The sequence below is a fragment of the Paenibacillus pedocola genome, from assembly GCF_031599675.1.
GTDB lineage: Bacteria > Bacillota > Bacilli > Paenibacillales > Paenibacillaceae > Paenibacillus_AQ > Paenibacillus_AQ pedocola.
On record NZ_CP134223.1, the window covers coordinates 4,142,089 to 4,154,706 of the forward strand.

Sequence of the window (12,618 nt, forward strand, 5' to 3'; positions counted from 1 at the left end):
GCAAAGCCTGTTCAGCCTGCTATGCTGGCCTTACCACGCTTTACGGCTCTTATCTGCCGCTTGGCTCTTATTTTAAACCCAGATATTCTTTGATCCCGCTCACGATCCCAGCTGCTACTCTATTCTGAAGCGCTTCTGAGAACAGCAATGATTCATCGCCTTTATTACTTAAATAACCAACTTCAAGAAGAACGGCAGGCATAGTCGTTTCACGGATAACGTGGAAATTCCCGTACCGTACGCCGCGATCGCTGAGTCCGGTTGCCTGCACAAGATACTTATGCATCACACTTGCCAGAGCCTTGCTGGCAGCACGCTGATAGTAGGTTTCTGACCCTGTTGCAGCCGATGATGCACTGCTGTTCGCATGAACGGAAATAAAGAGATCCGCATGCAGATTGTTAGCCATTGCAGCACGGTCCTTCAGTTCAAGGAAGGTATCATCACTGCGGGTCAGCACCACGTCAATGTTACTTTCTTTTTTCAGCAGCTCAGCTGCTTTAAGAACAACGGCTAAATTAAAGTTTTTTTCATATTTCCCTGTAACACCTACTGCTCCTGAGTCCTTGGCTCCGTGTCCGGCATCCAGCACAATCAGCTTCCGCCCGCTGTTACCGGGCTGGGTTGCTGTATCACCTGTACTAACGGCATTCAGATCAATGACAACCAGCTTGGAGGTATCTCCAGAAATATCAACGCTATAGTTCTTCGGAGTTTTTAAATCAATGACAAAACGGACGGTATACGGATTAGTGCTATACAGGGAGTAGCGCACTCCGGATACATCGGGATAATCCGTTACACTAAGACTGCCGTTAAGGTTAGGATCCAGCACCTGCCCGGTTCCGAACAAATCGGAGAAAGTAGCATTTGGCAGATCGACCACAATCCGGTCCGGACCGCTCATCTTCGATACCTTCGGAACGGCATTGCCTTCCATCGCGATGGTCAGCCGGTTCTCATTAAAGCTGATGCCATTCACCATGGTCAGGTTATTCGTCGTTTCAGCCGGCGGCACGACAACGCTTGTTCCGCCGTCAGTAGCTCCACCCTCTGAACCAGTGTTATTACCGCCGGTTTCGGGGGTAATAAGGTTTACAATCTTTTGTGTGTTGTCCCAGCTGACAGTCAGCCCGAACTGCTCGCTGATGAAGCGGATCGGTACCAGGGTAGTCCCGCTCCTGTTAAGAGGAGCATTGGTAAGTATGACCGTTTTGTCATCTACAGAAGCTGTCGTCTGATCTACGATCAGCTTAACGGTCTTGCCCTGCTGTTCAATCGTAACTGTCTTGCTTGTCTGATTCCAGCCGACCTTGTAGCCAAGGTTCTCAGCAATCATTCTTAGCGGTACCATAATGGAGCTGTTCACATTCTCAACAGGAACCTCTTGACCTGCTGTCAGTTCCTTTCCATCGAGAAAAATCTGGTTGTTTCCGGCAGCAGCCTGTCCATGCTCCGGTAAAATCAATACAAAGAGCATTAGCAACAGCATAAAAGCAAATTTCTTCATTCTTCACCTCTAAGAATCTAGTATTCCGCCAGAAAACCGGCGTTCATGATGACCTGGCCATAGACAACCTTCGACATTGTTTAGACGCCGCTTCAGTTTAAAAGTTGCGAATTAATTCCAACCGGCGTCTAAGTTTCCTTATAATCTATCAGCATTCTACTGCATTTACAGCCCAAGATATTCATATATTCCGGCAACAATTTCCCTCGCCAGATTATTTTGCAGCTGTTCGCTGAGCATGGCGGATTCATTCGCTGCAGAGCTCATATACCCTACTTCCAGCAGCACAGCTGGCATGCTAGTCTCCCTTGTAACATGCAGGCTTTTTGTTCTGATTCCGTTATCCTTAAAGCTGGTGCCCGCTACCAGATGCTTATGCATAATTTGAGCCAGCGGCAGACTCTCAGTCCGCGAGTAATAGGTTTCACTGCCGTTAATTTTCTCCCGGTTAGGATAAGCTTCCGGAAGAGAATTGCCGTGTACTGAAATGAACAGATTCGCATTGGCCGCCTCGGCGATATTTACACGGTCCTGCAAGCCTAGCGTTATATCATTGGTTCGGGTGAACACAACGTCAACCCGGCCATCCTGTATTAGCAGCGCTCCCACTTTATTGACGATCGCTAAATTAATGTCCTTCTCCAGCTTTCCCGTGAGACTGACAGCCCCGGATTGCTTGCCGCCGTGACCGGCATCAAGTACTACAACCGGTTTCCCTGTAGAAGCTGTATTTCCACCAGCACTTCCGCTGTTGCTTAATGCATTTAAATCAATTGTGACAAGTCCTGTACTATTATCGGTACTCAGCTGATAAGGCTGGTTACTGACCGTTTGAATAACAAATCTGACGGTTGAGGGGCTTGTACTAAACAGGGCATACCGCACTTCGGATACAAGCGGGTATCCGGCAACGTCCAGCTTGCCTTGCGGAGTACCGTTCGCAGCAACACTTGGCAGACTGCCAACGAAATCCGGCGCAAAGGCAGCTCCGGGAAAATCGATCACAATCCGCTCCGGATTGCTGATCTTCGTAACCGTTGGCTTAGCGCCTCCTGCTACCGCAACGATGAGACGATTCTCACTGAATACGGCACCCATAACCTGCGGTGTAGTCACTACTGTACCGGCACTGCCCGGAATCGGTGTAGCTGTTGGCCCAAGACTTCCTGTCCCCAGATCATCGTCAGCCCCTGGCGTTATTACTGGAGCTGATGTCGCACTAGGACTTGGACTTGGAGTTGAAGTTGCCGCCGCAGGCTGCGGAGTCGGACTGAGAGACGGCAGCGGATCCACGGAGGTCTCAGAACCGCTGGTCTGGCCGCCGCTGAGGTAAACCGTTTTGTCATCGTTATCCCAGCCGACCTTCAGGCCAAATTGCTCACTGACAAAGCGGATCGGCACAAGCACTGTTCCGCCATTCTGCTTGGGAGCCGCATTCAAGGCGAGCGTAACTCCATCGGCTTCAGCAATTTTGCTGCCAACCGCAAGCTGAACCGTTTTGCCATCCTGCTGAACGGTTACCTTTTTCGATTTCTGCTCCCATTGCACCTGAAATCCCAAGTTCTCCACGACTACGCGGATAGGAATCATAACGCTTCCATCTACGTTTTCAAGCTTGATTCCCTGTGGTAATGCCAGCTCCTTGTTGTCCATAATAATCCTGCCTGCGCCGTTTCCGGCAGCGGCGGCTTCACGGCCGGCGAATGATAGCAATAGCAGTGGCAGCAGCAATAGAAATAACACCCGTTGTCCGGCTCTTCTCATCCCTTACTCTCCTTTTGGCAAATAATAGATACAAATACATACACAGATAAGGTTTAGACGACAGAACTCTCCAAAAGTTGCCTCTATAGGCAATGAATATATCGATTATAGCAAAAAAACTTCTATTTCCGACACCCGGAAATAGAAGTTTTGTGTAAAATTTGTAAAGTTTGCGGATATCTGTGTCTTAATTAAGAGAACAGCTTCGCCGCATGACGCTCTTCATAAGCTGCGATTTCATCCGCATGCTTCAGTGTCAGGCCGATATCATCAAGCCCCTGCAGCAGGAACTGGCGGCGGTGCTCATCCAGCTCAAAGCTGATGGTAAGTCCATACTCATCACTGAGTTTATTGTTCTCCAGATCCACTGTCAGGCTGTACCCTTCATGCTCAGCAGTACGGTTGAACAGCTCATCCACCTGTGACTCCGACAGTTTGATCGGCAGGATGCCGTTCTTAAAGCAGTTGTTATAAAAAATATCGGCATAGGATGGTGCAATCACCACTCTGAAGCCATAGTCCATAATTGCCCATGGCGCATGCTCCCGGGATGACCCGCAGCCAAAGTTAGCCCGCGAGATCAGTACGGATGCCCCCTGATAACGCGGTTTGTTCATTTCAAAAGCGTCATTGTCATTGCCGGCTTCGTCAAAACGCCATTCATAGAACAGAAATTGTCCGAACCCGGTCCGTTCAATCCGTTTCAAAAACTGTTTTGGAATAATAGCATCTGTATCCACATTTACCCGGTCGACCGGGGCAACGATTCCCGTTAATTTTTTGAAAGCTTCCATATTGTTATTTCCTCCCGCTCTCTCTCAAAGTTTCTATGCGTTGACGGCTTCCGTCTTATAATTCCAGTCACGTACGTCAGTGAACCGTCCTTTGATTGCCGCCGCAGCCGCCATCGCCGGAGAAACAAGGTGCGTACGTCCGCCGCGTCCCTGGCGTCCTTCAAAGTTGCGGTTCGACGTCGAAGCGCAGCGCTGTCCAGGCTGCAGAACATCAGGGTTCATCGCCAGACACATACTGCAGCCTGCTTCACGCCATTCGAAGCCCGCTTCGGTGAATATTTTGTCGAGGCCTTCTTTCTCCGCCTGCATCTTCACACGCCCGGAGCCGGGAACAACAATTGCCGTAACTTTATCAGACACCTTGTGGCCTCTTGCCACCTGAGCGGCAGCCCGCAGGTCTTCGATCCGTCCGTTGGTGCAGGAGCCGATAAAGACATAATCGATGCCGATTTCAGAGATCGGCGTACCTGGTGCCAAATCCATATATTCAAGTGCTTTTTCAGCAGCTTTACGTTCATTTTCGGTGGTGAAATCTGCAGGGTTAGGCACACTCGAAGTGATGTCCGTACCCATACCCGGACTAGTACCCCAGGTTACCTGCGGAATCAGTGTTTCCACGTCGAATTCTACAACAGTATCGTACTGGGCACCTTCATCACTAACCAGACTTCTCCAAGAAGCAACAGCAGCATCGTAGGCTTCGCCTTGCGGCACATACTCACGTCCGCGCAGATATTCAAAAGTTGTCTCATCCGGTGCAATCAGGCCAGCTCTCGCTCCGCCTTCAATCGACATGTTGCAGACGGTCATCCGCTCTTCCATCGACAGCTCACGAATCGCTTCGCCGGTATATTCAATAACATAACCGGTAGCAAAATCAGTACCGTATTTAGCAATGACGCCGAGAATCATATCCTTGGCAGTTACTCCCTTGTTGCGTTTGCCGGTAAAGCGGACTTCCATTGTTTTGGCTTTGGACTGCTGCAGACACTGGGTAGCCAGTACATGCTCAACTTCACTTGTTCCAATGCCGAAGGCCAGTGCGCCGAATGCCCCGTGTGTGGAGGTATGGCTGTCGCCGCAGACAATCGTTTTGCCGGGATGGGTCAAGCCGATTTCCGGTCCCATAACGTGTACGACACCCTGGTCGATATCGTTCAGGTCAAACAGTCTGACTCCGAAATCGCGGCAGTTCTGCGACAATGTGTCAATCTGCTGCTTGGAGATCGGGTCCGTAATATTGAAACGGTCCTTAGTTGGAACATTGTGGTCCATCGTTGCAAAGGTCAGCTCCGGGCGGCGGACCTTGCGGCCGCTTAAGCGGAGCCCTTCAAAAGCCTGCGGAGAAGTAACCTCATGCACCAAATGCAGGTCAATATAGATGATGCTAGGTTTGCCTTCCTCTTGATGAATTACGTGATTATCCCAAATTTTCTCAAACATTGTCTTGTTGCCCATGGTTTCACCTCATATAGTAGAATCGTTCATTTGGAAGAGAGCGTGGAGTCTCTCTTGAATGATCTAAATATAACATCGTGTTGTTTATAATTCCAAGATATGATTTCTATAAAAGCAATAGGTTTAACCTATAAGCCAACTCTTAATATGAAAGAGCAGATGTTACATAGTAGACTATATTAAAACAGGTTTCTATAGGCTATACTTATAAGTAATCTATATCAATCGAGGAGTAAAATATGGAACTTAGACAATTGCAGTATGCGCTGCAAATTGCAGCGGAGCGGAATTTCTCACGTGCTGCGGACAAGCTGCATGTAGCCCAGCCGTCACTCAGCCAGCAGCTGTCCAAGCTGGAGAAGGAGCTTGGCGTTATGCTGTTTCAGCGCAATACCAGCTCAGTAGAGCTGACCCACGCCGGAGAGAAATTTGTTGAGCAGGCTGAAGCAATAATCGGTGCTGTAGAGCTGCTGCGCCAGGAAATGTCTGATATTTCACAGCTGCGCACCGGCCGTGTTGTGGTCGGAAGCATGCCGATTACCGGAGCACATCTGCTGCCCCATGTACTGCCTGTGTTCAAACGGAAATATGCGGAGCTTGAGATTTCACTGCTTGAGGACTCTTCTATGAATCTTGAAAAGCTTACTGCCAGCGGCCAGACGGATTTAAGCCTGCTCTCCCTCCCCCTGGAGATTCCAACGCTGGCCTATGAAGTGCTTGGAGAGGAACGGATCGACCTGGCGGTACCGCCAGAACACCCGCTGGCATCCCGCAGTGCCCAAGGGATCCGGACAGCTCTGGAAGAACTGAAGGACGAGCCGTTTATCGTGCTGAAAGAAGGGCAGGGCTTCCGCAAAATGACGGTAGAGCTATGCCGTGAAGCCGGGTTCGAACCGCGGATCGTCTTCGAGAGTAACAATATGGAGACAGTGCAGTCGCTCGTCGCCACAGGGATGGGAGTTACACTCGTCCCCCATTTCATCGCCCGTGCACCGCGCAGTGAATTCGTGCCTGTCTACTTGCCGCTGGCCGAGCCTGTACCCAGCCGTACACTGGTTATCGCCTACCGCCGAGGCCGCTATTTGTCCAAGGCCGCTGAGGTTTTTATTGAAACCTTCAAAACAACCGTAGCCGGCCTGACGGACGTGTAACGAGCCCAAAAATATTCCAGTATACACCCTTTGCAAACGACACACTGCCATGGTATTCTAAATGTCAAATAGTGAAACGTGCAGACGGGACCAGTAAGAAATGTCTCTATCCGTGAGCAGAGAGTAAATTCCGGAAGGCTGAGAGAATTTACCACGGTTGTTATTTCTGAATCCTACCCCCGAGCGGCCTGCCTTCTGCAGGACGGAAACTCCCGTTATGAGAATGAAGTCGGATGATCCCTCATCAATGAAGGTGGTACCGCGGAAGTTAATCAAGCTTTCGTCCTTTGCTAAGTCTTAGGATGGGGGCTTTTTGTCGTTTTCAGGTTTATGTTTTTTATTCTGAAAGGGAAGTGAAGACAATTGACGACACGTATAGTAGTCAAAATAGGCAGCAGTTCGCTCACCGGCCCTGAAGGCGGATTAAACCGCGAGGCAGTGGCCTTCTTCGCCGCAGAGATTGCTGCACTAAAGAAGGATGGCTGTGAGGTGCTGCTGGTAACCTCCGGAGCGGTAGCCGCCGGCTTCCGTGGTATCGGCTATCCGTCCCGTCCGAAGCTCCTGCACGAGAAGCAGGCCGCAGCCGCAGTCGGACAGGTTATGCTGATGCAGGCCTATCAGGAGGCTTTCGGACAGCATGGCCTGCCGACCGCCCAGATTCTGCTGACCCGCACCGACTTCTGCAGCCGGCGGGCGATGAACAACGCTATGATGACGGTCGAGGAGCTGCTCCGGCAAGGCGCTGTTCCCGTATTCAATGAGAACGACACTGTATCGGTCGATGAGCTGAAGTTCGGGGACAATGATACGTTGTCGGCGCTGGTCGCGAACCTCCTGAAAGCCTCCCGGCTCCTGGTGCTTACGGACATGGACGGATTATATAGCGGCGATCCCCGCAAGAATCCCGATGCCGTCCGCTACAGTCACGTGAAGGAGATCACTCCTGAAATCTATGCCTTCGCAGGCGGAGCTGGCTCCAGCGTGGGAACTGGCGGCATGCGCTCCAAAATTGATGCTGCCAAAATCGCCACCAGAGGCGGAGTGCCCGTGTTTATCGGCAGAGCCACTGAACCCGGAGATTTACGGCTGGCTGCAGCAGGAACGGGAAAAGGGACGTATTTTGATACCACTCTCTCCTCATTGCCCGTCAAAAAGCAGTGGCTCGGTTTCATGTCGACTCCGCTCGGCTCTTTATATGTGGATGAAGGAGCCGTTGAAGCGCTGCTCCACGGCGGCCATAGCCTCCTACCGGTCGGTGTTAGACGGATCGAAGGCAGCTTTCATTCCGGAGATGTGGTTGAAGTACTCGGTCCCGATGCTACCTTGCTTGGCCGGGGCATCGTAAACTATGATGACACCCAGCTGCGCAGCATTCAGGGTCTGCCCAGCCGCGAGATCGTCCCGAAGCTCGGTGAAGTCCACCGTCTCGAGGTGATTCACCGCGATGAATGGATTACGCTACGATAAACAATTTACAGGAGGGAAAGATATGAGTGAAGTCGTTACTAAAGCCTCATTGGCGAAAGAGACCACAGGGATACTTGCAAGCCTAACCACTGGCCAGAAAAATGAAGCACTGCTTGTCATGGCTGCAGCATTGCGGCGCGAAGCCTCCGCTATTATTGCCGCCAATCTGGAAGACCTGGAACGCGGGCGTCTCGCCGGCACTCCGGAATCGATGCTTGACCGTCTGGCACTGGATGTCAGCCGGATAGACGCAATTTCGGAGGGATTGCAGCAAATCGCTGTCTTACCTGACCCTATCGGCGACACCCTCGAAACGATTGAACGTCCGAACGGTCTATCGATCGAGAAAATCCGCGTCCCGCTTGGTGTTATCGGCATCATCTATGAAGCTCGCCCTAATGTAACAGTAGATGCAGCCGGGCTGTGCCTCAAGACCGGGAATGCCGTGGTCCTGCGCGGCGGCTCTTCCGCCCTTTCGTCCAACCGAAAAATTGTCGAAGTCCTGCATAATGCTCTGGCTGAAACGTCAATCCCTGCCGCAGCCCTGCAACTGATTGAAGATCCAAACCGTTCCTCTGTGGATGAGATGCTCAAGCTGAATGGCCTCCTCGATGTCATTATCCCGCGCGGGGGCAGCTCTCTGATTCAGAATGTTGTCCTCAATGCTACCGTTCCGGTGATTGAAACAGGAGCAGGCATATGCCATACTTATCTGGATGCAGACAGTGACCCGGTAATGGCTGAACGGATCAGCCTTAACGCCAAAGCCCAGCGTCCGTCTGTATGTAATTCAATGGAAACGCTGCTTGTCCACCGCGACTATGCCGCTGAACATATGTTTTCGCTTGCCGAAGCCTTCCGCAAGGCAAATGTAGAATTGCGCGGCTGTCCAGAAACTGTTGCTCTGATTCCCTGGGCAGTGCCGGTAACCGCAGAGGATTATGCAACCGAGTATAATGACTATATTCTAAATATCCGGATTGTCGGCGGACTGGATGAAGCCTTACGCCATATTGCCGAATTCAGCACCAAACATTCCGAATGCATCGTAACTGAAAATGCTGAACATGCTGCACGTTTCTTGCAGGAAGTAGACGCTGCTGCCGTTTATCATAATGCCTCTACACGTTTCACGGACGGCTTTGAATTCGGCTTCGGCGCCGAAATCGGAATCAGCACCCAAAAGCTGCATGCCCGCGGCCCGATGGGTCTGCCCGCACTCACCTCGTGCAAATATAAAATCCGCGGCAACGGTCAGATTCGGGGATAACAGGCATACTTCCGCAGTAAATTTGCCGATGTTTATCGGCGGCAGTATGCTGAACAATACATTTAGGGGGAACTTATTGCATGTGTCAGCAACCGACTATTCCACTTATTAATGATAAAATCGTCTTCTATGGCGCCGGGTCGATGGCCGAAGCAATTGTACGGGGTATGATAGCCCGCAGCGTAATTGCTTCGGACAATATCACGATGCTCAACCGCAGCAGCAGCGAACGGCTGGCTGAGCTGCGAAGCCGTTACGGCGTAAGGGGCAGCAATGATTCCGAACAGAAAGCTGAAATTCTGGCAAATGCTAATGTGATTGTCCTGGCGATGAAACCAAAGGATGCCGCTGAGGCGCTTCGCGGACTCGCTCCGCTGCTCTCACCCGGACAGCTCATTGTCTCTGTTATTGCAGGCCTGACGATCCGTACGATTCAAGCCCTGCTCGGCACAACACAGCCTGTGGTGCGCACGATGCCCAACACCTCCAGTACGATCGGACTTGGAGCGACCGGCATTGCCTTCTCCAAGGAAGTTGACGACTCCGGCCGCCGCCTGGCGCTCAATATCTTTGAATCCGTCGGCATCACTTCCGTGATTGAAGAAGAACGGATGGAAATCCTGACCGGGATCTCCGGCAGCGGACCAGCTTACATCTACTACATGATGGAAGCGATGACCGCCGCGGGTATCCGGGGCGGACTGACACCGGAGCAGAGCGCAGAGCTAACCGTGCAGAGCGTACTGGGGGCAGCCCGTATGGTACAGCAGACAGGTGAAGAACCGGCTGCCTTGCGGAAAAAGGTTACATCTCCAAACGGTGCAACACAAGCCGCGATTGAAACCCTTGAAAAAGGTGATTTCTTCGAGACGGTTATTGCAGCGGTGAACAGCTGCGCCGAACGCTCCCGTGAAATGGGCGCAGCCGTTGAGAAAGAACTACTCTAATCTTGCCCTTTATTATGTAAAACCCGCAGGTGCTCCTCATTAAGGATGCGCCTGCGGGTTTTTTATTGTGTATCCTATTCAATCCGAATCACATAAACATACAGTCTGGTTATTAATCCTCCACCGTAAAAAATAACCCTATTGCACTTGGATCAACCCAAGGCAATAGGGTTATTGCATATCATCAATTCTTATCTTCCGCGGAAGTTCTGTGAGTAGTTCTTCACATCCTGGGCATTCTTTACCCGGTTGCGTGCCCATTCGAGCAAAATCCGGTCAATGTAGCGGAAGTGCACCTTCCCAGCAAATACGGATTCTTTGAGCGCAAGCAGGATGAGCTCCTCCGGATAACGGTCCTGATCTACCCAGCCGGATATCGTCTCACATTCCATCGGCGACAGCGGACGGCCAAATTCCTTCTCAAAAATACTGAACAGGTTGCGGCTCTCCTCGGCTTCTCCGGGCGCTGCTGCAGCCGGATTTCCGGCATATCGCCCAGCTGTCCTGCTTGTCTGCGCATGACCCGCAGTCTTGCCTTGAGCAGCTTCCTGTGCAGCCTCCGCAAGATAAGCACCAAGCTTGCTGTACAATCCCGAGAAATTGTACTGCTCATAATGAATATCTCTCAGCTCGTCATTATCTCCGTCGATGCTGATGAAACCTTCCTTCATCAGCTTCTGCAGCTCCCCGGCGATTACGGATATGCTCCGTCCGGTCACATTTTGCAGTTCCTCCAGCGACGGGAATTCGATGCCTTCCACCTGCCGGAAAGACAGCAGGTGGATAAGCAGCATCGCTTCGCTGCCGCTAAGATTCAGCTTCCGGTAATATTTTAAGAGTGCATAAGGAATGACGGCCATCCCGTTCTGAAGACCGAAAGCTGCGCCTTCACCCCAGGTATTCCATCCTTTGCCGTCCATACTCCAGCCCCCTTTGCGTTATTTACGGGTAGAGACGGTACAAGGTACGCGGGAACGGTATCGTTTCACGCACATGATCCAGGCCGCAAATCCAGGCTACCGTACGCTCAAGTCCAAGGCCGAAGCCGGAGTGAGGCACAGAACCGTAGGTCCGCAAATCCATGTACCATTTATAGGTATCCATTGATAGATTATGCTCTTTGAAACGTTGCTCCAGCAGCGCAGGATCGTCGATACGCTGCGAACCGCCAATAATCTCACCATAACCCTCAGGTGCGATCATGTCTGCGCAGAGTACAACCTCTGGGCGCTCAGGATGCGGCTTCATATAGAATGCCTTGAAGGAAGCCGGATAATGCGTAATGAACACTGGTTTATCATTGGCCTCCGCAATTGCAGTTTCATGCGGTGCGCCGAAATCATCGCCCCAGGCAATCTCATGGCCATTCTCATTCAGGAACTTAATCGCATCATCATACGTAATCCGCGGGAACGGCGCTTTGATGTTCTCCAGTTTGGAGATATCACGGCCTACCGCTTCAAGCTCAGCGCGGCAGTTGGTTAATACGGATTGCACGATAAAGCTGATGAAGTCTTCCTGCACCTTGAGACTTTCTTCGTGATCCGTGAAGGCCATTTCAGGCTCGATCATCCAGAACTCAATTAAGTGACGGCGGGTCTTCGATTTTTCCGCACGGAAAGTCGGACCGAAAGAATACACCTTGCCCAGTGCCATCGCAGCAGCTTCCATGTACAGCTGGCCGCTCTGTGTCAGGTAGGCGTCCTCATCAAAATACTTCGTGTGGAACAGATTCGTGGTTCCTTCAGCCGAGGTTGGTGTCAGGATCGGCGGATCCACCTTCGTAAAGTCATTCTGATTGAAGAACTGCTGAATCGCACGGATGATCTCCGCACGGATAACGAGTACCGCACGCTGCTTCGCGGAACGCAGCCAGAGATGACGGTGATCCATCAGGAAGTCCACGCCATGCTCCTTCGGGGTAATCGGATAATTTTCGGTGAGATGCAACACTTCTATTCCGGTAACAGTCATTTCATACCCGGATTGGCTGCGCGGTTCCTCACGGATAATGCCGGTCACATACAATGAGCTTTCTTGGGTGAGGCTTTTCGCATCATCCCAGACCTGCTCAGGCACTTCCGATTTCACCACAACACCCTGGATATAGCCTGTACCATCCCGAAGCTGCAGGAATTGAATTTTACCGCTGGAGCGTTTGTTGTTAACCCAACAGCCGATAACAACACTCTCTCCGACATGCTCATTCACATTCTTGATTACACTCTTGTTAGCCATGCCTAAGATCTCTCCTCTA

At 51.3% G+C, this 12,618-nt stretch carries 10 protein-coding genes; 4 read left to right on the forward strand and 6 right to left on the reverse strand.

The genetic code is table 11. The features are described 5' to 3' along the window. Positions 1-67 precede the first annotated feature (67 nt). From QU597_RS18345 to leuC, 4 genes are all read right to left on the reverse strand, one after another. Entirely contained in the window at positions 68-1,510 is a 1,443-nt protein-coding gene (locus tag QU597_RS18345) for an N-acetylmuramoyl-L-alanine amidase (protein WP_310829281.1), read from the reverse strand. Between the two features lie 165 nt (positions 1,511-1,675). After that, positions 1,676-3,274 carry an N-acetylmuramoyl-L-alanine amidase family protein gene (locus QU597_RS18350; protein WP_310829282.1) on the reverse strand — a complete coding sequence of 533 codons (1,599 nt, stop codon included), beginning with the start codon at positions 3,272-3,274 and terminating at the stop codon, positions 1,676-1,678. 191 nt (positions 3,275-3,465) lie between these two features. Then, a complete protein-coding gene (gene leuD, locus QU597_RS18355; RefSeq protein WP_310829283.1) occupies positions 3,466-4,068 on the reverse strand; it encodes a 3-isopropylmalate dehydratase small subunit in 603 nt (200 codons plus the stop codon). A 33-nt stretch (positions 4,069-4,101) separates the two neighbouring features. Beyond that, the gene (leuC, locus tag QU597_RS18360; RefSeq protein WP_310829284.1) at positions 4,102-5,526 is read right to left on the reverse strand and encodes a 3-isopropylmalate dehydratase large subunit; all 1,425 of its coding nucleotides are present in this window, start codon (positions 5,524-5,526) and stop codon (positions 4,102-4,104) included. A 239-nt stretch (positions 5,527-5,765) separates the two neighbouring features. Here leuC and QU597_RS18365 point away from each other — a divergent pair, with 239 nt between their 5' ends. From QU597_RS18365 to proC, 4 genes are all read left to right on the forward strand, one after another. Further along, positions 5,766-6,677 carry a LysR family transcriptional regulator gene (locus tag QU597_RS18365; RefSeq protein WP_310829285.1) on the forward strand — a complete coding sequence of 304 codons (912 nt, stop codon included), beginning with the start codon at positions 5,766-5,768 and terminating at the stop codon, positions 6,675-6,677. A gap of 363 nt (positions 6,678-7,040) precedes the next feature. Continuing rightward, positions 7,041-8,144 carry a glutamate 5-kinase gene (proB, locus tag QU597_RS18370; RefSeq protein ID WP_310829286.1) on the forward strand — a complete coding sequence of 368 codons (1,104 nt, stop codon included), beginning with the start codon at positions 7,041-7,043 and terminating at the stop codon, positions 8,142-8,144. Positions 8,145-8,166: 22 nt separating this feature from the next. Further along, positions 8,167-9,414, forward strand: coding sequence for a glutamate-5-semialdehyde dehydrogenase (locus QU597_RS18375; RefSeq protein ID WP_310829287.1), 1,248 nt, complete (start codon positions 8,167-8,169; stop codon positions 9,412-9,414). An 80-nt stretch (positions 9,415-9,494) separates the two neighbouring features. Beyond that, positions 9,495-10,361 (forward strand): pyrroline-5-carboxylate reductase, encoded by an 867-nt coding sequence (gene proC, locus QU597_RS18380; protein ID WP_310829288.1) that lies wholly within the window; start codon positions 9,495-9,497, stop codon positions 10,359-10,361. A gap of 191 nt (positions 10,362-10,552) precedes the next feature. On the opposite strand, the gene QU597_RS18385 is transcribed toward proC, so the two are convergent. Both QU597_RS18385 and asnS read right to left on the reverse strand, forming a co-directional pair. Next, positions 10,553-11,281: a DnaD domain protein gene (locus QU597_RS18385; protein ID WP_310829289.1), complete on the reverse strand. Its 729-nt coding sequence runs from the start codon at positions 11,279-11,281 to the stop codon at positions 10,553-10,555. A 22-nt stretch (positions 11,282-11,303) separates the two neighbouring features. Then, entirely contained in the window at positions 11,304-12,599 is a 1,296-nt protein-coding gene (gene asnS / locus QU597_RS18390) for an asparagine--tRNA ligase (protein ID WP_206100803.1), read from the reverse strand. Positions 12,600-12,618 lie beyond the last annotated feature (19 nt).

Coding starts and splice junctions, on each gene's coding strand:
- QU597_RS18345 (WP_310829281.1), bottom strand. CDS start 1,510: ATGAAGAAATTTGCTTTTATGCTGTTGCTAATGCTCTTTGTATTGATT.
- QU597_RS18350 (WP_310829282.1), bottom strand. CDS start 3,274: ATGAGAAGAGCCGGACAACGGGTGTTATTTCTATTGCTGCTGCCACTG.
- leuD (WP_310829283.1), bottom strand. CDS start 4,068: ATGGAAGCTTTCAAAAAATTAACGGGAATCGTTGCCCCGGTCGACCGG.
- leuC (WP_310829284.1), bottom strand. CDS start 5,526: ATGGGCAACAAGACAATGTTTGAGAAAATTTGGGATAATCACGTAATT.
- QU597_RS18365 (WP_310829285.1), top strand. CDS start 5,766: ATGGAACTTAGACAATTGCAGTATGCGCTGCAAATTGCAGCGGAGCGG.
- QU597_RS18375 (WP_310829287.1), top strand. CDS start 8,167: ATGAGTGAAGTCGTTACTAAAGCCTCATTGGCGAAAGAGACCACAGGG.
- proC (WP_310829288.1), top strand. CDS start 9,495: ATGTGTCAGCAACCGACTATTCCACTTATTAATGATAAAATCGTCTTC.
- QU597_RS18385 (WP_310829289.1), bottom strand. CDS start 11,281: ATGGACGGCAAAGGATGGAATACCTGGGGTGAAGGCGCAGCTTTCGGT.
- asnS (WP_206100803.1), bottom strand. CDS start 12,599: ATGGCTAACAAGAGTGTAATCAAGAATGTGAATGAGCATGTCGGAGAG.